Source organism: Pseudomonas sp. TH31 (assembly GCF_016650815.1).
Classification (GTDB): Bacteria; Pseudomonadota; Gammaproteobacteria; order Pseudomonadales; family Pseudomonadaceae; genus Aquipseudomonas.
Map to the genome: position 1 here is coordinate 193,735 of NZ_JAEKEZ010000001.1, position 20,489 is coordinate 214,223.

General features: G+C 60.0%; 18 protein-coding genes and 4 pseudogenes. 9 read left to right on the forward strand and 13 right to left on the reverse strand.

Translation table 11 applies throughout. From position 1 onward, the window contains the following. Positions 1 to 5 precede the first annotated feature (5 nt). A complete protein-coding gene (locus JFV26_RS00910; RefSeq protein WP_201188889.1) occupies positions 6 to 1,280 on the forward strand; it encodes a glucarate dehydratase family protein in 1,275 nt (424 codons plus the stop codon). A gap of 88 nt (positions 1,281 to 1,368) precedes the next feature. Here the strand turns inward: JFV26_RS00910 and JFV26_RS00915 are convergent, their stop codons facing one another. The 7 genes and pseudogenes from JFV26_RS00915 to JFV26_RS00945 form a co-directional block, all read right to left on the reverse strand. After that, complete coding sequence (locus tag JFV26_RS00915) at positions 1,369 to 2,313, reverse strand: bifunctional 5,10-methylenetetrahydrofolate dehydrogenase/5,10-methenyltetrahydrofolate cyclohydrolase (protein WP_201188891.1); 945 nt, start codon at positions 2,311 to 2,313, stop codon at positions 1,369 to 1,371. A 220-nt stretch (positions 2,314 to 2,533) separates the two neighbouring features. Continuing rightward, positions 2,534 to 2,932 (reverse strand): annotated as a pseudogene (locus JFV26_RS00920) (helix-turn-helix transcriptional regulator); the annotation flags it as partial. Positions 2,933 to 2,941: 9 nt separating this feature from the next. Next, positions 2,942 to 3,703: a bestrophin-like domain gene (locus tag JFV26_RS00925; RefSeq protein WP_201188893.1), complete on the reverse strand. Its 762-nt coding sequence runs from the start codon at positions 3,701 to 3,703 to the stop codon at positions 2,942 to 2,944. A gap of 285 nt (positions 3,704 to 3,988) precedes the next feature. Continuing rightward, entirely contained in the window at positions 3,989 to 4,402 is a 414-nt protein-coding gene (locus tag JFV26_RS00930) for a VOC family protein (protein ID WP_201188895.1), read from the reverse strand. A 150-nt stretch (positions 4,403 to 4,552) separates the two neighbouring features. Further along, entirely contained in the window at positions 4,553 to 5,146 is a 594-nt protein-coding gene (locus JFV26_RS00935; RefSeq protein ID WP_242487705.1) for a hypothetical protein, read from the reverse strand. A gap of 71 nt (positions 5,147 to 5,217) precedes the next feature. Next, positions 5,218 to 5,813, reverse strand: a pseudogene (locus tag JFV26_RS00940) (TetR/AcrR family transcriptional regulator). Next, positions 5,800 to 6,651 (reverse strand): 3-hydroxybutyryl-CoA dehydrogenase, encoded by an 852-nt coding sequence (locus JFV26_RS00945; protein ID WP_201188897.1) that lies wholly within the window; start codon positions 6,649 to 6,651, stop codon positions 5,800 to 5,802. Before JFV26_RS00945 ends, JFV26_RS00940 begins: the two are co-directional and overlap by 14 nt. A gap of 166 nt (positions 6,652 to 6,817) precedes the next feature. Here JFV26_RS00945 and JFV26_RS00950 point away from each other — a divergent pair, with 166 nt between their 5' ends. Further along, on the forward strand, positions 6,818 to 7,843 hold the full coding sequence (locus JFV26_RS00950) for an AraC family transcriptional regulator (RefSeq protein ID WP_201188899.1): 1,026 nt from the start codon (positions 6,818 to 6,820) through the stop codon (positions 7,841 to 7,843). A 40-nt stretch (positions 7,844 to 7,883) separates the two neighbouring features. Here JFV26_RS00950 and JFV26_RS00955 read toward each other — a convergent pair whose 3' ends face one another. Continuing rightward, on the reverse strand, positions 7,884 to 8,789 hold the full coding sequence (locus JFV26_RS00955; RefSeq protein ID WP_201188901.1) for a hypothetical protein: 906 nt from the start codon (positions 8,787 to 8,789) through the stop codon (positions 7,884 to 7,886). Continuing rightward, positions 8,782 to 9,360 carry a DUF6932 family protein gene (locus JFV26_RS00960; RefSeq protein WP_201188903.1) on the reverse strand — a complete coding sequence of 193 codons (579 nt, stop codon included), beginning with the start codon at positions 9,358 to 9,360 and terminating at the stop codon, positions 8,782 to 8,784. The genes JFV26_RS00955 and JFV26_RS00960 overlap by 8 nt, the downstream gene beginning before the upstream one ends. A 166-nt stretch (positions 9,361 to 9,526) precedes the next feature. On the opposite strand from JFV26_RS00960, the gene JFV26_RS00965 reads away from it, so the two are divergent. Further along, complete coding sequence (locus tag JFV26_RS00965; RefSeq protein ID WP_201188905.1) at positions 9,527 to 11,338, forward strand: ABC transporter ATP-binding protein; 1,812 nt, start codon at positions 9,527 to 9,529, stop codon at positions 11,336 to 11,338. 3 nt (positions 11,339 to 11,341) lie between these two features. Here the strand turns inward: JFV26_RS00965 and JFV26_RS00970 are convergent, their stop codons facing one another. After that, entirely contained in the window at positions 11,342 to 12,292 is a 951-nt protein-coding gene (locus tag JFV26_RS00970) for an alpha/beta hydrolase (RefSeq protein WP_201188907.1), read from the reverse strand. A gap of 270 nt (positions 12,293 to 12,562) precedes the next feature. Between JFV26_RS00970 and JFV26_RS00975 the strand changes: the two genes are divergently transcribed. The 4 genes from JFV26_RS00975 (at position 12,563) to JFV26_RS00990 (ending at position 16,983) form a co-directional block, all read left to right on the forward strand. Beyond that, positions 12,563 to 13,408 carry an SDR family NAD(P)-dependent oxidoreductase gene (locus JFV26_RS00975; RefSeq protein WP_201188909.1) on the forward strand — a complete coding sequence of 282 codons (846 nt, stop codon included), beginning with the start codon at positions 12,563 to 12,565 and terminating at the stop codon, positions 13,406 to 13,408. Between the two features lie 219 nt (positions 13,409 to 13,627). Further along, positions 13,628 to 14,554 (forward strand): ribokinase, encoded by a 927-nt coding sequence (rbsK, locus tag JFV26_RS00980; RefSeq protein WP_201188911.1) that lies wholly within the window; start codon positions 13,628 to 13,630, stop codon positions 14,552 to 14,554. A 42-nt stretch (positions 14,555 to 14,596) separates the two neighbouring features. After that, the gene (gene fucP / locus JFV26_RS00985) at positions 14,597 to 15,928 is read left to right on the forward strand and encodes an L-fucose:H+ symporter permease (RefSeq protein ID WP_201188919.1); all 1,332 of its coding nucleotides are present in this window, start codon (positions 14,597 to 14,599) and stop codon (positions 15,926 to 15,928) included. Next, positions 15,925 to 16,983 (forward strand): aldose 1-epimerase family protein, encoded by a 1,059-nt coding sequence (locus JFV26_RS00990; protein ID WP_201188921.1) that lies wholly within the window; start codon positions 15,925 to 15,927, stop codon positions 16,981 to 16,983. Before fucP ends, JFV26_RS00990 begins: the two co-directional genes overlap by 4 nt. On the opposite strand, the gene deoR is transcribed toward JFV26_RS00990, so the two are convergent. Next, positions 16,976 to 17,746, reverse strand: coding sequence for a DNA-binding transcriptional repressor DeoR (gene deoR, locus JFV26_RS00995; protein WP_201188923.1), 771 nt, complete (start codon positions 17,744 to 17,746; stop codon positions 16,976 to 16,978). The genes JFV26_RS00990 and deoR overlap by 8 nt on opposite strands. A 121-nt stretch (positions 17,747 to 17,867) precedes the next feature. On the opposite strand from deoR, the gene deoC reads away from it, so the two are divergent. Further along, the gene (gene deoC, locus JFV26_RS01000) at positions 17,868 to 18,551 is read left to right on the forward strand and encodes a deoxyribose-phosphate aldolase (protein WP_201188925.1); all 684 of its coding nucleotides are present in this window, start codon (positions 17,868 to 17,870) and stop codon (positions 18,549 to 18,551) included. Here the strand turns inward: deoC and JFV26_RS01005 are convergent, their stop codons facing one another. Both JFV26_RS01005 and JFV26_RS34620 read right to left on the reverse strand, forming a co-directional pair. Further along, the gene (locus tag JFV26_RS01005) at positions 18,552 to 19,550 is read right to left on the reverse strand and encodes an NAD(P)H-quinone oxidoreductase (protein ID WP_201188927.1); all 999 of its coding nucleotides are present in this window, start codon (positions 19,548 to 19,550) and stop codon (positions 18,552 to 18,554) included. It lies immediately after the preceding gene. Positions 19,551 to 19,687: 137 nt separating this feature from the next. Continuing rightward, positions 19,688 to 19,819: pseudogene (locus JFV26_RS34620) on the reverse strand (MFS transporter); the annotation flags it as partial. Between JFV26_RS34620 and JFV26_RS01010 the strand changes: the two are divergent. Continuing rightward, positions 19,804 to 20,437, forward strand: a pseudogene (locus JFV26_RS01010) (LysR substrate-binding domain-containing protein); the annotation flags it as partial. The pseudogenes JFV26_RS34620 and JFV26_RS01010 overlap by 16 nt on opposite strands. Positions 20,438 to 20,489 lie beyond the last annotated feature (52 nt).

The following is a 20,489-nucleotide window of genomic DNA, read 5'->3' on the forward strand; positions in this document are numbered from 1 at the left end:
TGACCTTGAAAATCAAACGAGTTACCGTGACCCCCATCGCCTTCCGCGATCCGCCATTGCTCAATGCCAGCGGCATTCATGAACCTTTCGCGCTGCGTTCGATCATCGAAATCGAGAGCGACAACGGCTACATCGGCCTCGGCGAGAGCTACGGTGATGCCCCGGCCCTGGCGATCCAAATGCAACTCAAGGATCAACTGATCGGCCTCGATCCGTTCAACCTCAACCAGTTGCGGGCCATCGTCCAGGCCACCGTGGCAGCGAACAAAACCACCCGCGTGGCTGGCGCCGAGCTGGCGCCCGGCTCCCACGCCAGCAAGGCTGTGAGCAATGCTTACTCAGCCTTTGAAGTGGCGTTTCTTGACCTCCAGGCACACTCGCTGAACGTGCCGTTGGTGGACCTTTTGGGCGGTGCGATCCGTGACGAAATCCCGTTCAGCGCCTACCTGTTTTTCAAGTATGCGCAGCACATCGATTCACCCTATAAACCAGACAGTTGGGGCGAGGCGCTGAACGAAGAACAGATCGTCGCCCAGGCCCGGCGGATGGTCGAAACCTACGGCTTCAAGAGCATCAAGCTAAAGGCGGGCGCGCTGGAGCCGGAACATGAAGTGGCGTGCATCAAGGCGTTGAAGAAAGCGTTTCCCGGTTACCCGCTGCGGATCGACCCGAATGCTAACTGGTCGCTGGAAACCTCGATTCGCATGGCCGAATTGCTGGGTGATGACCTGCAATATTACGAGGACCCGACGCCGGGCCTGGAAGGCATGTCCGAGCTGCACAAGCGCACCGGCCTGCCGCTGGCGACCAACATGGTGGTCACCGATTTCGATGAGTTCCGTCGCAGCGTGGCGCTGAACAGTGTGCAGATCGTGCTCGCCGACCACCACTATTGGGGCGGCCTGCGCGACACTCAGGCGCTGGCGAAAATGTGCCAGACCTTTGGCCTTGGGGTGTCCATGCATTCCAACTCGCACCTGGGCATCAGCTTGATGGCCATGGCGCATGTCGCGGCTTCGGTGCCGAATCTGGATTACGCCTGCGACACCCATTACCCGTGGCAGGAGCTGGATGAAGAGGTGATCAAGGGCGGCAAACTGCCGATTGTCGATGGCTGCGTGAAGATCACCCGGGCAGCGGGTTTGGGGCTGGAGCTGGATCACGATCAGTTGGGCAAGCTGCACGACCAGTATTTGACGTGCGGCATTCGCCAGCGCGATGACGTGAGGCAGATGCAGCGCTATCAGCCGGAGTGGAAGACAGTTAAACCAAGGTTTTGATCGTCGGGTTGAACACGGAGCTTGTGGCTGGCCCTGACCCTGTGGCGCGGGAGCAAGCTCCCCGCCACAGGGTCAGGGCCACGCACGGTCAGTTGATGTCCGAATCACACCCGTCTGCATCCGACTCACGAGCTGCGGCCGCACGCTGCAACTTGGCGGCAATCAAGGTGTTCTTCAGCAGATACGCAATGGTCATCGGCCCGACGCCACCCGGCACCGGCGTAATCGCGCTGGCGATGGTGCGGGCGCTGGCGTAGTTGACGTCACCCACCAGATGGCTGCCGGATTCGTCAGTGATGCGATTGATCCCGACATCAATCACCACCGCCCCCGGCTTGAGCCAACTGGCGTCGATCAAATGAGGACGACCCACCGCCGCAACCACGATATCCGCCAATCGGCACAGTGCCGGCGCATCAACGCTGCGCGAGTGCACCACGCTGACCGAACAGTGAGCCTGCAACAGCAAGGTTGCCATCGGTTTGCCGACAATGTTCGAACGGCCAATGACCACCGCGTGCAAGCCGCTGATATCACCGCACGTCTCTTGCAGCAGGCGCATGCAGCCGCTGGGCGTGCACGGTGTCAGCACTTCCATGCCTTGCACCAGTCCGCCAACGTTCTCGCGATGAAAACCGTCGACGTCCTTGATCGGGTCGATGGCGTGAATCACCGCCGCCTCATTGATATGACCCGGCAATGGCAATTGCACCAGAATTCCGTTCACGGTGACGTCGGCGTTCAGTTGGGCGATCAGTTCCAGTACCTGCGCCTGGCTGGCATCGTCCTGCAGACGGTATTCAAGGGAGCGAATCCCGACTTCCTTGGCCCGCAGCAGTTTATTGCGCACGTAGACATGACTGGCCGGGTCGTCGCCGACCAGCAGAACCGCCAGGGCAGGATAAATTTGCTGTTCGGCCAGGGCCAGAAGCTCTGTGCGAACTTCTTCCAGTACCAGGGCAGAGATGGCTTTGCCATCGATATCCCGGGCCAGTGATGGGGTACTGCTGATCAAATGCGTCACCGTCGTCATTGAAGGAGCAGGGCGCAGGTTACCAGTCGAGGGTAGCGGTCTACCACCGGCAGTGGATGGACAGGATGTCGCGGGGGGCAGGGTGAAGGAGATCAACTGTGGGAGCGAGCCTGCTCGCGAAGGCGGCGGCACACTCAACATCCATGTGCCAGACAGACCGCTTTCGCGAGCAGGCTCGCTCCCACCGGGTTTGCTGGTAAACACTGAAGGTGAGTGAGGCTCAAAGTGCCTGCCGATACCTTCCCGGCGTCATCCCGAACCAACGAATACAGGCTTTGTGAAAGCTGCTCTGATCACGAAACCCCAACAACGCACCGATGTACTTCACGCTGCGCGCCGAGTTGCGCAGGAAGTTGTGCGCAAGCATCAACCGCGCCTCATCCTGCAACGCGCAAAAGTGTATGTCTTCATTGCTCAAGCGCCGCTGCAAACTGCGCGTACTGACCCCGACCACCTGAGCAATCTTGTCCAGATCACTGGGCACGCCCTGGGCCAGTCGCTCGGACAACACCCGCCGAGCCCGTGCAGTCATCGAACCGTTGAGCAGCAGGTTCAAGCGAGTGCGGGCGTATTCGACATGCAGCACATCCAGCGCCGGGTCGGCGGTGGGCAGGGCAATTTTTGGAGCCTACTGCCCCAGCCGTGTCAACGTATGCTGCATCGGCTCCAGCGACACACTGATCAACCCGTCCAGTGGCCGATTCAGCTCTTCAACCAGCAGAATCGTCGCGGCCGTCGACAATGCGCACATCAGCAGCACCACCAAAATCGTGCCATTGCGCGGAGCGAACAAACCGAACGAGCCGAAGATGATCGACAGCCAGGTGATGAGAACCACCAGCATGATCGGTGGGATCGACTGGTTGGCCTTCAGCAGGGTCAGCCAGCGTGCGGCGAACACCGCGTCCATCATCTGCAACGCCGAGGCCTTCAGGCTGCGCTGATTGTCGGTGCTGGGGGAGAGTGCGGCGACCTGCTGTTGCAGGGCTTCGGAGCGAATGATCGCTTCAGGGCTGTCGAGCATTGCCAGGCGGGACCGATCCCGGGAGGCGAGGGTTTGCAGGATTTTCTCGTAATTGTGCTTGAGTTGCGTGCGGATCGGCTGGGTCTCCGGGCCATAGCGCGCCAGCACCCGGTCGAATTCAACGACCTTGGCCGCGGCGCCTTCCAGCTCGGCATTGGTGGTGTCGAAGGTGCCTTTGGCCGAAGACACCAGCAGGCCCAGCACCAGCGCCGACATGGTCGCGATCAGGCCGGTGGCGAGCTTCAGGACGGCGACCGACTCATCGCTCAGGTGATGCGCGGGCAATCGCTGGCGCACGTACGAACCCAGCAACGCACTGCCGAACAGGCAGCAGAACACGATTAACGCGATCACCAGATGATTCATTCAACCTCCGCTGACACGGTCTTCGGGGGGGGGCGACGTTTACGGGTACATGATCACAATGCCTTTAAGTTTGAAACGAGTGAAGGCATTGGCTGGCACGGCTTGCTCCTGCAAGGGAGTCCGCGGCTACACGGGATGGCTTGTTGACGGTAGCAGACTGTTACGGAGTTGCCAGAGCGCCTGATGCAGCAATGTTAGGGAGGGTCACAGGTTATTCATCGTTGCCAGAGAGCCCAACCTTTCGAGGTTGGGCTTTTTTGTGCCCGCAAGATTTCTGCGGTGTGCTTACTGATCCTTCTCGCAATTGACCATCCACGCCACGCCAAACCGGTCCACCAGCATTCCGAAGCGTGCGGCCCAGAACGTCGCTTCCAGCGGCATTTGCACCGTGCCTCCGTCTGCCAGTGCCGTAAAGACGCGCTCGGCTTCGGCCACGCTGTCGACGTTCAACGAGATCGAGCAAGCGCTCATGTCATCGATGGGACGGTCGGGGGTGGTGTCCGAGCCCATGATCGCCTGGTCCCCCACCGACAGGCGGGTATGGATGATCAGGTTGTGATAATCCGCCAGGACGTGATCTTTGGCCGGGGTTTCGCCGAACGTCATCATGGCGTCGATATGGCCGGGCAGGGCCTGGGCGTAGTAGGTGAAGGCAGCTTTACAGTCGCCGTTGAAGATCAGGTAGGGATTGATTTTCATGCTGTGCTCCCGGTAACCGAGTGGGCTGGAGGCCAGGTTGGCCGCCAGCTTCAATAGGGTTCGACCTCAAGTAGCAAAGCGTTAGATGCGAGGTCCTGCCGGAATTGTTCAGACGTTTTTTCTATAGGAAAGGCACGGCTTATTGCTTGTTCAATCGACGATGACGCGTTCGTCGCCGATGCAAACGGTCAACTGCTGACCGGCCTTGTTGAACGCGCAGTCTGGCAGCGCCCGTTGTTTGCTAATGGCCACGGGCGCACCAACATAGATTGCAGTCAGCGCGGCGGCGACGAATATTTGACCAAACATTTTCAGCCGCGAAGGCGTACGCATTTTGATCCTGCTGCGAGCATACAGACCACTGCCCATCAACACTGCGCCGATCAGCATGTAGACGGCAATTATGTGCGGGCTGCTGCTGTAGATCACTTGCTCAGCGTCGTTCGGGTAGTGCAGTTGCCACCATAGGCCGATACACAAAGGCACCAGGCCAGAGCCGATCCAGCCGGTGATCGAGCCGGGCAGTCGACACAGTACCGCGATGATCAGGCCCAATGTAGCGACGACCCAACCCATCAAATACGATTGCGTGGCCATGCCGCCGCCCATGAAGGTGCCGCCGACATCGGTCGGCTTGAGCAAGAACCAGTTGAAGACGACAACATGCGAAATCAGCACGAGCACAGCGAGCCAGCTTAGCGGGTAGTAGAGCCATGACCAGGGAGAAAGGGCGCGCGGGAGCACACGAAATCCTTTTTGTGTTTTGAGGGCGTGCCAGTATGCCGTCTGCTTAAGTGCTTTGCATCGCCCGGACCTCAGGCCGCTGCGCGTGGGGCCGAGGGCCGCAGCAGACGCTCGACGGCGCCGCTGACCAGGTTTTCCAGCAGCTCATCACGCTCCACGTCAGCCAACGGATGCTGCGCCAGCCAGCCGGGCACGCTGTTGAGCAAATTGCCAATCGCGTGTCCGGCGGCCAACTGGCCCTGTTTACTGAGCCGGGATTTGCTCCCGAGCATCTGCAATAACGTGCGTTCGTATTGCTCGCGTAACTGTCGAACCCGTGCCTGCTGATCGTCATTCAGGCAGTCACTGTCACGCTCCGCCAGACGAAAGTGCCAGGGCATTTCCTGGTGCAGGTTCAAGTGCGCCTGAATCAGGTTAGACAGCATGCCTCGTTTGGTCTTTTTTCCATGCGCCCAAGCGTGGCCAACAGTTTTTCATAGAACTCTTCGATCAGGTCCAGCAACAAGTGCTGTTTGCTCGGGTAATGGTGATACAACGAGCCTGGGGCGAGCCCCAGGCACGTGGCGAGTTCGCGCATGCCAACCTGGCCGAAGCCCTTGCTGGCGAACAGCTCCAGCACTTTGTCCCGGTACTCGGCGAAGCGCGAACAACGCTCAGGCATAGGCATGGAAGCCGCGCCCCGTTTTGCGTCCCAGGTAACCGGCGGCGACCATTTCCTTGAGCAGCGGCGCCGGGCGGTATTTGCTGTCGTTGAAGCCGTCGTAGAAGGCTTCAAGTATCGCCAGCACGGTGTCCAGGCCAATCAGGTCCGCCAGGGCCAGCGGGCCGATCGGCTGGTTGCAACCCAGGCGCATGCCGGCGTCGATGTCATCGGCGCTGGCCAGGCCTTCCTGAAACACCAGGATCGCTTCGTTGATCATTGGCACCAGAATCCGGTTCACCACGAACCCCGGACGGTTGCCGGCGGTGATTGCGGTTTTGCCCAGTGTGGTGGCCATCTCCAGCGCCAAAGCGTGGGTCGCGTCGCTGGTTTGCAGACCGCGAATTACCTCGATCAAGCCCATCACCGGCACCGGGTTGAAGAAGTGCAGGCCGATGAAACGCTCGGGCTGACTGACGGTGGCGGCGAGTTGGGTAATCGACAGCGATGAAGTGTTAGACGCAATCACGCACTCGGTACTGACCTGCGCGACAATCTGCTGCAAGACGCGCAGTTTCAGGTCGAGGTTTTCAGTGGCGGCTTCTATCACCAGTTGCACGCTTTGCAGACTGCTGTAGTCGGTGCTGGTGCGGATTTTATCGAGGGCGGCAAGTTTCTGTTCTTCGCTCAATGTCGCTTTGGCGACCTGCCGATCGAGGTTCTTGCCGACGGTCGCGACAGCCTTTTGCAGCGCGCCTTCGCTGATGTCGATCAGGGTCACGTTGAAGCCGGCCAGCGCGCAGACCTGCGCAATGCCGTTGCCCATGGTGCCCGCGCCGATCACGCCGATGTGTTGCAGATTCATGCTTGAAGTCCTTGCGATCAAACCCTTCGATACCTTGGCCGCCGCAACGGCCGAAGGCGTACTATGGCCGCGAGTCTAAAACCGGCAGGGCGGTTGTCCTATGCCGCAACTGTTCAACGGCACTGGTGTTTTTTGCCATTCGGGTGATGGGGAGAAAAGCGTTCACATGCGGGAAACGGACTCAGTGGCGGCCTACTTCATGCAGGCGATGATCCATGGGCTGGCGGACAATCCCCAACGTCTGACGGCTGCGCTTGAACAAGCCAATATCGCCCCGGCATTGCTCGACCAGCCCACGGCCCGGGTGCCGGCCAGTGCTTTCGCCGCGCTCTGGCTGATCCAGATTCGCGAACTCGACGACGAGTTCTTCGGTCTCGACAGCCACGGCATGCTGCCGGGCAGTTTCGCGCTGATCTGCCGGGCGCTGATCCAGGAACCCGACCTGCACAAAGCCATGCGCCAATGCCTGGCCAACTTTGCCCTGTTCCTCCACGATTTTCGCGGCACGCTGACCGTGCGCGGCAAGCGTGCTGTCATCAGCCTGCAAACCCGCTCGACCGACAGCGACCTCAGTCGCTTGGGCGAAGAAACCTTCCTGGTGTTGATGATCAGCCTGCTGTGCTGGCTCGGCGGGCGGCGCATCCCCATCGACCGCGCGGATTTTCGTCATGCGCGCGTCTCGCTCAGCGACGACCGTTTGCTCTGGGGCCCCAACCTGACCTTCGGTGCCGAACGTACCGAAATCGAGTTCGCCAGCCACTACCTGCGCCTGCCGGTGGTGCAGGACCTGGCCTCACTCAAAGTCTTCCTGCGCACCGCGCCGCAATGGCTGGTCATCCGCTTCCGCAACCAACATGGCCTCGCGTCCCGGGTTCACCAACGCTTGCGCAACAGCCATTACAGCCAATGGCCAACCTTGCAGGCCTTCGCCCTCGAACAACACCTGAGCCCCAGCACCTTCCGCCGCAAACTGGAGCGCGAGGGCTGTTCGTATCAGGAAATCAAGGATGAGGTTCGGCGCGGGGTGGCGTTTGAACAGTTACGGCAGAGCACGGCGAGTATTGGTGACATCGCCGAGCAACTGGGCTTCCAGGAGCCGAGCGCGTTTCATCGGGCGTTCAAGAAGTGGACTGGGGAGAGTCCGGGGCGGTATCGGGCGCGGTTTCAAGAAACAGCCCACGCTTTCAAATAGCAAGGGGCTGTTCTGCACTCGGTTTACTTGAAACTCTGAATCAGCCAGTCCACGGAAACTGCTGCAAGATATAACGAGGTTTGCTGGAGCCGATTCGTTTGGCGCTCAATGTGACGTTGTAAATTTTATAGAGGTGGAGGTTCACCGCATTCGGGTTAGGGATTTCTCTCGCAATGCCTCCATAGATCACCAATCCATCGGTGGTTTTGAATTCGAACGATCGTTTGTCTGGTAACGCACCGATAAACTCACCCGTAAATGTCTCTATCGTTTCCTGAATGTTATCCAGGTTCAGTCGAGCCTTGCTGCGGCGAACCTGTTCGCTATCGGTGAATTGAAATTGCTTGGTGCGGGTGGTTAGCGAACAAGAAGCATCGTAGCTGGAAAGCTTCCCCAAAAAATCCGAAACACTGGAAATCGCTCTATCGGCAAGTCGCGAAACAGGCTCGGAAAGTTCTTCATCACTTTTGGTCGTTGCCTCCAGCAACTCTGCCATCAAATCGATTGCCAATGAAACTGAAGTGGTGCCCTCAATTTCGAGCTGTGATTGCGCCGGCACTTCCTCCAATTCGAACCCAAAAGAGCCCAAAGCCGTTCCCGTTATGAGTAGTTGATTACTCGATCGATTTGGAATCGGACCTTTGTCGGCTAGCGTGCCGGAGATCGACGCGGCGATTGTGGCAATAGCTTCACTAAATGCCTGGGTGGCGGCAGCGCCAAATTCGGCCAAAACGCCATGTGCCCCCCAAACAGGGGAGCCACGATAGGTCAGGATGACCTTTGCCGGTTGATAGGTGTCTTGACTATTAGCTTCGAGATACGATTTTGCTTCATCTATCCGAGAGCGAATAGACATCGTAGACAGCTTGCTGAGTCCAGGCTTGGCCAGCTGCTTCTCCAGGAAAAGAAGTTCTGCTGACTTATGCAGATATTCGTTCCTATTCATGAGTGAGCTCCTGTTTTCGAGCCTTCAGCATGGCGAGTGCCGCTTGATCCTGCGCAGGGGCAAGGTCAACCCGCAGGAATCCCTTCCACTGCTTTGTTCTTCGATGGGACCACATGCTGTACCAGTACGATGTAATTTCTACCAAGCGCTCTGGCGCATCAGTGAGGGATTGAACATAAAAATCAACTTTGAACTGATTTTTTATGCAGGACTGTTCCTCCCGCGTTGCTCCCAACAATCTTAGTTGATCAGGCTGTAGGCCATCATAGAACTCGTCCCCCTCAGAAGTGAAGGTAACGACATCGATGTCTCTTGGGGCGCGTTGATCAGTGAGCTCTATGTTCTCCGTGAAACTCCCGTCTAGCCACTGAAAGCCTTCGGCCATGCCCATTTTATGAAGCTCGGAACGGTGTGAAAGGTAGCCTTGCAAAATATCACACCGGGCCAGGCTGATCGCGAAGCGATCCACGAATACCAAGAGGTCTACCTCATAGGGAGATCTGTCCATCCCGGCAGGATTTTGTTCGTTGACTGGAGGAATAAGTCCCTCTGGATTCCACTTGGGGATCAAACCCGGGCTCCTTGCGTAGTGGTCTGAAAGTCGGTCGATCCTCTTCCTGGCTCGGGCATGCGTCAAGCGAACAAACGTTACAGTTCTTTCGCAACTTTCCCCATCGCCGACTGAAGTACCATGGCCCAAGTCCTTACCAGCCGTTCTTTAGCGAGCCCCGTGTCCTATGCCAACCCTCACCCGTTTCGCCGCTCTGCTCGACCAGGCAAAACGTGCCTTGCTGTTGGTCTGGGGCACCTCCCGCGGGTTGTTTCTGGGGTTAGTCCTGGCAACCCTGATTGCCGGCGTCCTCCCGGCCCTGGCCGCCTGGCTCGGCCAACGCATCGTCGACGCGGTCGTCACTGCCATGCAATTGCACGCGCAGCAGGGCAGTGCGCCGTTGTGGCCGGTGGTGCGTTATGTGTTGTTTGAGGCCGGGGTGCTGGCGTTGTTGTCCGGGACTCAACGGGCGCTGTCGGTTCAGCAGTCGCTGTTGCGGGTGCAGTTGGGGCAGAAGGTCAACACGATGATTCTGGAGAAGGCCCAGACGTTGTCGCTGGTGCAGTTCGAGAATTCGGAGTTCTACGACAAGCTGGTGCGGGTAAGGCGCGAGGCTTCGACCCGGCCGTTGGCGTTGGTGATGAAGTCGTTGGGGCTGATCCAGAATCTGATCGTGCTGATCAGTTTCGGCGTGCTGCTGGTGCATTTTTCACCGTGGGCGCTGGTGTTGCTGGTGGTCGGGGCGTTGCCGGTGTTTTTTGCCGAGGCGCATTTCTCCGGGGATGCCTTCCGGTTGTTCACCCGGCGGGCGCCGGAGAGCCGGCAGCAGAGTTATATCGAAACGCTGCTGTCCCACGAAAGTTTTATCAAGGAGGTCAAGCTGTTCGGTTTTGCGCCGCTGCTGTTGAAGCGTTATCGCGACACGTTCAAGCGGCTCTACGCCGAAGACCGCCGCCTGACCCTGCGTCGCGATGGCTGGGGTTTTGCCCTTGGCTTACTGGGCACCGGGGCGTTTTATCTGGCGTATGCGTGGGTGGTGGTCGATACCGTTCACGGCAATATCACCCTCGGGCAGATGACCATGTACCTGGTGCTGTTCAAACAGGGACAAACCGCCGTCAGCAGCAGTCTGAGTGCGATCAGCGGTTTGTACGAGGATGGTCTTTACCTGTCGGCCCTTTACGAATACCTCGCAGAGCCAGTGGTGAGCGATACCGGCCATCTGACCGTGGGCGTGGTGCCCGGTGATGGGCTGCGTTTCGAGAATGTCGGGTTCCGTTATCCGGGCGCCAGTCGAGCTGCGCTGGAAGGCATTGACCTGCACCTGGTGCCGGGTCGCAGCATGGCGCTGGTGGGGGAGAACGGTTCAGGCAAGACCACACTGATCAAGTTGCTGACCCGGCTCTATCGCCCGGATCAGGGTCGCATCCTGCTGGACGGCAGCGACCTGCAAACCTGGGAAGAAGATGCGCTGCGACGGCGCATCGGGGTGATTTTCCAGGACTACATCCGCTATCAATTCTCCGTCGGCGAGAACATCGGCGTCGGCGACACCCTGGCTTTCGACGATGAAAAGCGCTGGAAGGAAGCCGCCGCTGAAGGCATGGCTGCACCTTTTATCGAAGGGTTGGATCGCGGTTATGCCACGCAACTGGGGCGCTGGTTCGCCGGAGGGCAGGAGTTGTCGGGCGGGCAATGGCAGAAGATCGCCTTGTCCCGCGCCTACATGCGCCGCGATGCTGACATCCTGATTCTGGACGAACCAACCTCAGCCCTTGACCCGGCGGCGGAAGCAGCGGTGTTCGAACATTTCAGCCAGCACACCCAGGGCCGCATGACGTTGCTGATCTCCCACCGATTTTCCAGTGTGCGCAACGCCGACCACATCATCGTGCTGGATCAGGGCTCGATCCTGGAGCGGGGCGATCACGACAGCCTGGTGGCCGCGGGCGGGCGCTATGCGCAGTTGTTTGACTTGCAGGCGCGGGGTTATCGCTAGGCTTCAAGTGTCCCGGGAATCCCGGTTCACCGTTGCGACCTGAGCAGGTTTGGTTTTCATCAGGTTTTCGATGGCCTGGCGATACTGGCTGCCGCCCAGGCTCATGCTGTTGTTGTGCGTACCGCCGGGCACCAACAACAGGCGCTTGGGTTCGTTGGCGGCATTGAACAACTGCTGGCTGAAGCGCGATGGCATGAATGCATCGGCCAGGCCGTGGACCACCAGCAGCGGCATGCCGATGTCGGTGATCTTGTCGATGGAATCGAATTTCTGCGACAGCAGCCAACGCACCGGCAGCGATTTCACTGGCAGGTTCTCGTCGGCCACTTGCGCGACCGCATCCCCCAGCGAGGTGAAGGTGGACTCAATCACCAGCCCGTGCACCGGCACGGCAACGTGGTCCTTTTTCGCCTGGGCGGCCAGGTCTGCCGCGAGGTCGATGGCCACCGCGCCGCCCAACGAGTGACCGTAGATCAGGCGTTTATTGGCGTCCGGTTGCAGGGTCTTGAAGCGTTCCCAGGCGACGCGAGCGTCTTCGTAAACGCTGGCTTCCGACGGCAGATTACCCTTGCTCTGGCCGAACCCGCGATAGTCGATGGCCAGCACCGAAAAGCCCATGGCCCGCAGTTGCTCGATGCGAAACGCCTGACCGGTGAGGTTCCAGCGCACGCCATGCAAATAGAGGATCGACGGCGCATCGCGGCGCGCGGCCGGCCACCACCAGGCATGCAGGTTTTGATTGCCCTTGAAGCTGGCCGGCTTGATGTCGAACTCTTGCACATCCTGCGGCAGGCCGTGATACCAGCCGGCGGTGCCCGGCTCGATCCGAAACAGCAATTCGCGCTCTTTGTACTTGAGAACCCCGCAACTCACCGGCAGGCCGACGATCAGCAGCGCCATGCACAGCAACGGCAACCAGCGCCGACCCAAGCGGCTCATGAAGGTAGAAAACATGCAACGGTCCAGTCGATCGGGGGAAAGCACGGGTTTTAACAGATGCGCGCCGGGGGCGGGAATTATTTCGACAGTCGTGAGTTGCGCGGTGTCATCCAATACCCCGATCCCCTGTGGGAGCGAGCCTGCTCGCGATGGCGTCGGTACAGCCAGCATCGATGTCGCCTGACACTGCGCTATCGCGAGCAGGCTCGCACACATGGGGTGGCCTTCGGTTATCGCTCACCTGGCCCGCGATGTTAGGGTGACCTGTCTATCAGGAGGATGACCATGAATTTTTCAGGAAGAACGGCAATTGTCACCGGTGCCGGCCGTGGGCTGGGTTTGTGTTACGCCGAGGCGCTGGCGCAACGCGGGGCCAATGTCATCATCAGTGACATTGGTGCAGACAACATCGGCAGCGGCGAGGACGCCTCGATCGCGCTGGACGCCGCGCGAATCCTTCAAGCCCAGGGCCTGAGCGTCATCGGTCACAACGCGGACCTGGCCAGCGAAGAGGGTTGCCGGCAACTGATCGACGTTGCCATCGAGGCCTTCGGTCAGTTGGATATCGTGATTCATAACGCCGGTTGGGTCGGCTATCAGTCCATTGAAGACGCCGACGCATCGTTCATCGAACGCGCATTGGACATCAACGTCTACACGCCTGTCTGGCTATGCAAGCACGCCTGGAAACACCTCAAGCGATCCTCGGCGCCGCGAGTAGTTCTGACCTCCTCCGACCGAGCCATGTACCAGCAATACGCCCAGCCCGGGCTGGTGGCGTATGCCGCTGGCAAAATGGCGCAACTGGGCATCATGAACGCGCTGAGCATGGAAGGTGCGGTGGATGGCATCCTGGTGAATGCCGTGTCCCCGGTGGCCAAAACCCGGATGTGGGGCGTGACCGAAGAGCCGGAGAATCTGAAACCGCAATGGGTCACGCCAGGCGTGATCTACCTGTGCTCCGCGCAATGCGAAGACAGTGGCTACATCCTGCGGGCCAGCAACGGCCAGTTCACCGCGACCCGGTTTGTCGAGAACCCGCAGGTGGTTTATCCGGTGGACCTGGCGCGGATCAAAGCGTCCAGCCCCGAGGAAGTTGCACAGTTGTGGGGCCGGATCAAGGAGTGCTGAGCGCTTTGTCCTGGCCTCTCGGCGCCCCGATCCCGCTTCATCTCCTCTGTGCCAAGGGTCAGTCCTGACCCTTGCGCTCCAGTCTTTTCGCAAAAACCGCTCGTCTTTGCGCGCCTGCCAATCCAATAAAAAGATTGAATAATCACATTAAATGTTATTTAAATAACAAAACAAGAACGCCAGCCATCAGCCTGGCAGCCGCAACAAGGTGGGATAGCAATGAGCAAGATCGCAGTCATCGGCAGCAACATGGTGGATCTGATCACCTACATCGACCGCATGCCGGCTCAGGGCGAGACGCTTGAAGCGCCGGGGTTTGCCCTTGGTTGCGGCGGTAAAGGCGCCAATCAAGCGGTGGCTGCAGCCAAGCTCGGGGCCGATGTGTTGATGCTGACCAAGGTCGGCGATGACATGTTCGCCGACAACACCCTGGCCAACTTCCAGCGCTTGGGCATCGACACCCGTTACGTCCAGCGTGTGCCGGGCGTGTCCAGCGGCGTGGCGCCGATCTTTGTCCAGGCCGACTCCCACAACAGCATCCTCATCGTCAAAGGCGCCAACGCCCATCTCGCCCCGGCCGATATCGACGCCGCTGCGCCAGCCCTGCGCGAATGCGCACTGATCGTTCTGCAACTCGAAATCAATGTCGAAACCGTCTACCACGCCATCGAATTCGGTCGCGAACACAACATCCCGGTGTTGCTGAACCCGGCGCCGGCCTTGGCGGGACTGAGCCGCGAACACCTGGCGCAGCTGGATTTCCTGGTGCCCAACGAATCGGAACTGGCGCTGATCAGCGGCCAGACCGTTGACTCGGCAGAGTCAGCGCTCGCCGCCGCCAAAACCCTGGTCGCCAGCGGCATTCGCCACGTGATCGTGACCCTCGGCCCGCAAGGCGCGCTGTACGTCGGCGCAGAAGGCGAGTTCCGGATACCCGGCCTGCCGGTCGCGGCCCGCGACACCACCGGCGCCGGGGATGCGTTCATCGGTTGCTTCATCCAGCACTGGAGTCGCGAGCGCGATATCCGCGCCGCGATGATCCAGGCGGTCGCCTATTCCGCCTGCTCGGTCACCGGCCTGGGCACCCAGACTTCCTACCCGGACGCTCGCGCATTCGCTGAATTTCAGCGCAACCTCGACGCCTGACGTCGAGCTGATTCGCCCCTTAAAACTTACCGGAGAACAACAATGACAAAGCCTCCGCTCCAACAGACGCCCGATGGTTTCTACCTGAACCGCACGCCCTGGTTCGCCTTCATCTTGCTGTGCAGCATCTTCGCGCTGTGGGCGGCGGCCGCGAGCATGAACGACGTGCTCATCGCGCATTTCAAGAAGGCCTTTCTGCTCAGCGATTTCCAGACTGCATTCGTGCAGTCGGCGTTTTACCTGGGCTACTTCTTCGTGGCGATTCCGGCGGCGTTGGTGGTTCGGCGTTTCAGCTACAAGACCACCATCCTTATCGGCCTGATGTTGTACATGCTCGGTTGCCTGCTGTTCTTCCCGGCGGCGTCCACTGCCAAGTACGGCATGTTCCTGTTGGCGCTGTTCGTGATTGCAGCAGGCCTGTCGTTTCTCGAAACCGCCTGCAACACCTATTCGACCCTGATGGGCCCACGGGAAACCGGCACCCGCCGATTGAACATCTCCCAGACCTTCCACCCGTTCGGCGCGATGGCCGGGGTGTACGTCGGCAGCTTCGTGATGTTCAAGGACACTGACGCCACTCGCGAGCAGCTCACGCAAATGAGCACCTCGGATGCGGCGATCCAGCAACTGCAAATGATCCAGTCCACCTTGCTGCCGTACAAATGGATGATCGCGGTACTGGTGCTGATGTTCATCCTGATCGCCATCACCCGGTTTCCAGCGTGCAAGGGCATTCAAACCGCCAGTAAGAAAACCGCCAGCCTGGGCCAAAGCCTGTCGCGGTTGTGGGGCAACAAGCGTTTCACCTTTGGTGTGCTGGCGCAGTTCCTCTATGTCGGCGCGCAAGTCGGCGTGTGGAGTTTCACCATTCGCCTGGCCATGCAATTGGGCGGGATGAACGAGCGCAGCGCGTCGTGGTTTCTGCTGACGACCTTCGCCGCGTACTTCGTCGGCAAGATGATCGCCAACGTGCTGATGCGCAAGCTGCACCCGGCCAAGGTGCTGGCGATGTATGGCGTGCTGTGTATTGTGTTGCTGGCCTACACCATCCTGGTGCCGAACATCACGGCGGTGTATGCGGCGGTCGGTGTGAGCGTATTCCTCGGGCCGTGCTGGCCAACCATTTATGGCCTGACCATCGACGGCCTCGGTGAAGACACTGGCGTCGGCGGTTCGCTGTTGGTGATGAGCATTGTCGGTGGCGGCGTAATCCCGATCTTTCAGGGCCTGCTCTCCGACTACAGCGGCGGCAATATGCAACTGGCCTACAGCGTGCCGTTGCTGTGTTTCATCGTGATCGTCGCCTACGCGGTGCGCTGCTTGCGTCATTCCGCCAGCGAGCAGGTGCCGGTGGGTGTGGCGGTGACCTCATGAACACACGGATCAATCTCTATCCGGCGCTGTTTGGTGAAGCACCCAGGACGTTGCTGGAGTCAGAGTCGTTCAGGGTCAGCGCCAGCCTGTATCCCAGTGGTGTAATGGCACTGGAATTGGCAAACAGCCGTGGAAAACTGGTGGTGCTGCCGTATCAGGGCCAGATGATCTGGGACGCGGTGTTCGACGGCTGCGACCTGACCATGAGCAACCTGTTCAGCCAGCCCAGACCGAGCCCGACAGTCATCGGCACCTACGGCTGTTTCATGTTCCACAGCGGGCTGCTGCGCAACGGTTGCCCGACGCCCGGGGACGATCATCCATTGCACGGCGAGATGCCCTGCGCGGCAATGGATCGTGCGTGGCTGGAGGTCGGTGAAGACAGCGCTGGACCCTTCCTGCGCTTGGGCGGCGAGTATGAATACGCCCAAGGCTTCGGCGATCGCTATCTGGCCAGCCCGAGCGTGACCTTGCGCTCCGATTCGGGCTTGGTCGATATCGCCATGAAGGTGACCAACCTGGCCGGCAAACCCATGGACCTGATGTACATGGCCCACATGAATTACGCCTACGTCGAGGGCGCCCGGTTCATCGAGCCGTTGGGGTTCGAAAAGGTGCGATTGCGTAGCAGCGTACCGGCCCACGTGAAGCCGACGCCGGCCTGGAGCCGTTACATGGCGCAATTGGCGTTGGAGCCGGAACAGTTTCAATCCCTGGACCGCCCAGACCTCTACGACCCGGAGATCGTGTTTTTCTTCGACGGCGTGCGCGCCGATGCAAACGGCGATGCGCATTTCTTGCTGAGTCATCCGGACGGCGCGGCGTTCTACACGCGCTATCGCCCCGACCAATTCAACCATGCTGCACGCTGGATCCTGCACAACGCCGATCAGCAAGTGGCGGCGTTCGTACTGCCCGCCACCTGTGAGCCGGAAGGCTATCGCGCCGAGTTCGCCAAGGGCCATGTGCGGGCATTGGCGGCGGGGCAGACGGCGGCGTTCACGGTCACCACCGGTTATCTCAATCAAGCCGAGCAACAGGCCTTGATCAGATGATCAGTTGCGCGCCGCTGGCGACAATCGCGTCGCGATAGGCCTTGGGGATTTTCTTGTCGCTGACCACGTACTGGAAATCCTCAAGGACGGCGAAATGCGCGGTGCGCACCGTGTCGAACTTGCTGTGGTCGGCCAGCAGCAAGCGTTGTTGCGCCTGGCGCAGGACTTTCTGCTTGACCTCCACTTCATTGAAGTTGAAGCAGGTCACCCCAAAGTCCTGGCTGATGCCGGCGGCCGAGACGAAGGCCCAGGTCAGGCGCACATTATCGAGGATGCCGGTTTCGCTGGTGTTCTCGAACACCTGGTTTTTGCGATGGAACGTGCCGCCGCAGACCACGATGTGGCAGTTGGGTTTTTGCGACAGTTTGAGCAGCACGTTCAGGGAGTTGCACACCGCAGTGAATTCGAGCTCGTCGGGGATGAAGTCCACCACAAACGGGGTGGTGGTGCCGCAGTCGAAGAACACTGTGTCGCCGGGCTGGATAAAACGCGCGGCGAGTTTGCCGATGCGGCGTTTTTCCTCGACGTGCCGGGTGTCCTGTTCGGCTACGCGGTAATCGCCGGGTTCGTTGCCGTCGTGGATTTTGGTGATGTAGCCGCCGAGCAGGCGCAGGTGGTCGGTGTACTTGCTCAGGTCGCGGCGCAGGGTCATCTCCGATACGTCCAGCAATGCCGCCATTTCGCGCAGGTGAATGGCGCTCTGGTCTTGCAGGGCTTGTTGAATCAGCTTGAGACGCTCGGCTTTTTTACTGTCCACAGGCATTCCGGGGTTGATTGTTGGTGTTATTTAAGTAACATTATTTGTTAGATTTGTAACGTTTTTGCGCAAATGATCCTCGATTGTGGCGCAGGGGCATTTGAATATACAAACAGGAGTTTTTACGATGGCCCATCTCCCACCCCAGGCACTGGCGCAGTACATCGATCATACCTTGCTGGCGCCGGACGCTTCCCGCGAGCAAATCGCCACCCTGTGCCGCGAGGCTGCGCAACATGGCTTCTATTCGGTATGCGTAAACTCCGGGCAAGTGCCCCATGCCACGCAGTGTCTGGCGGGGCACAGCGTCAAGGTTTGCGCGGTGGTCGGCTTCCCACTGGGGGCCGGGCTGAGTGATACCAAGGCCTTCGAAGCCGCGCGGGCGATTGCGGCCGGCGCTGGCGAAATCGACATGGTGTTGAACATCGGTGGCTTGAAGGATGGTTTGTTCGCCGAGGTTCAGGCCGACATCGCCCAGGTCAAACAGGCCTGCGGCAGCGTGCCGTTGAAAGTCATTCTGGAAACCTGCCTGCTTACCGACGCTGAAAAAGTGAAGGCCTGCGAAATCTGCCGCGAGCTGAACGTCGCCTTCGTCAAGACCTCCACCGGCTTCAGCCGCAGCGGCGCCACCGTCGAAGACGTGGCCCTGATGCGCCGCACCGTGGGCCCGGTGATGGGCGTGAAGGCCTCGGGCGGCGTACGGGATTACCCGACCGCCCTGGCGATGATCGAGGCCGGCGCGACACGCCTGGGCAGCAGCTCAGGCATTGCAATCATCGGTGGCGCCGGGGCGGCGGGTGAGGGCTACTGATCAGTCCATCTGCAATACAATCTTGCCGATATGATCGCCGGCTTCCATCCGTGCGTGGGCCTTTGCCGCGTCGGTAAACGGGTAGACCTGATCGATCATCGGCAAGCAACGCCCGGCCGACAGCACTGGCCAGACGTATTCGTACAACCCTTGGGCGATGGCGGCTTTTTCTTCCTGGGTCCGCGCGCGCAGCAGTGACCCGGTGATGATTGCGCGTTTGGCCATGATCCCCAGCAAGTCGACGTCCCTGGCGTGGGCGCCGCCGAGGAAGCCGAGCATCACCAGTCGACCTTCCATGGCCAGGGCGGCGACGTTGTTGTTGAAGTACGAGCCGCCCATGATGTCGAGGATCACATTCACGCCCTTGCCGGCGGTTTTTTCAGCGATGACCTGGACGAAATCCTGATCGCGATAGTTGATTGCCTTGGCGCCGAGTTTACGAATGGCCTCGCATTTTTCCTCGCTGCCGGCGGTAGCGAACGCTTCCACGCCGAACTCGCGGCAGAGCATCAGCGCGGTGGTGCCGATGCCGCTGGTACCGCCGTGAATCAATGCGCGTTGACCTTTGCTGGCGCCGCCCATTTCAAACAGATTGGCCCAGACCGTGAAGAAGGTTTCCGGAATCGCTGCGGCCTGAATCCAGTCCATGTCATCGGGAGTCGGCAGGGTCTGGCTGGCGGGGGCCACGCAATATTGCGCGTAACCGCCGCCGTTGGTTAGCGCACAGACCTTGTCGCCCAGCACAAACTCACTGACCCCTTTGCCGACCGCTACGACTTCGCCGGCCACTTCCAGCCCGGGGATCGGGCTCATGCCGGGCTTCATCGGGTACTTGCCGGCGCGCTGGATCACGTCGGGGCGGTTGACCCCGGCGGCGTAGACGCGGATCAGCACTTCACCGGCGGCGGCCACGGGCATCGGCACATCCCGCGGTTGCAGGACCTCGGGACCGCCGGGTTGGGTGATTTCGATCAGGGTCATGGTTTGGGGCAGGTTCATTTTTGGGTTCCTGTGCAGGTGATCGTTAGTAAGTGGGACTGTGTGTTGTTGCTGAAGATCAAAAGATCGCAGCCTCGTTTCACTCGACAGCTCCTACAGGGGGGGCGATCCACTGTAGGAGCTGGCGCAGCCTGCGATCTTTTGATCTTGGCTGTCAGCTGCATCGCCAATTCCAAAACCAATGCAACCACAATGGCCCCACACGCAACCACAAACAACAACGCGTGATGCCCGCCACTGGCATTGAAAATCGCTGAATAGGCAAATCCTTGGCCTGGACGATCGGCTGACCGGCACGGTGCGGGTCAGCACAAGCCATCGATTTCCTGATCCCGGCGATTGCCTGATTGTACGACAAGCACCCGGAGGTGCAGGTGCAACTGGACGCGTCCACGCAGATGATCAGCCTGGCCAAGCGTGAAGCCGACATCGCGGTGCGCAACGCCCGACCGGACAACCCGGACCTGATCGCCCGGCGCATTGCGCGCTGGCCGGAGGGGCTGTTTGCCTCGCAAAGTCATGTCGACGCCCACGGTGCGCCGGAACCGGGGTCGGCGTTCGAAGGGCATGACTTGGTGGTGTATCAGCCGTATCTGGCGAGTAACAAGGAGATGACCCTGGTCTCGGAGCCGCTGACCCATGGGCGGATTGTTTCAAGTAGGGGCTCAGGCTTGCTGGTGCGGCGATCCATCGCAGCGGGGATCGGGCTTGGCGAGATTCCGGTGTACATGGGCGCACGGGACGGGTTGGTCAGGCTGTGGCCGGAACGCACGCGACCGGCGCCGTACGACGTGTGGCTGGTGCCCCATGCCGACTTGCGGCACACGGTGCGGGAGAGGGCGGTGATCGAGGAGATCGTCGCGGGGTTTTCCAATACCGGCGAGTGAACAGGCCCCCGTAGCAGCTGCCGAGCCCCAGCGAGGCTGCGTTCGGCGGCGC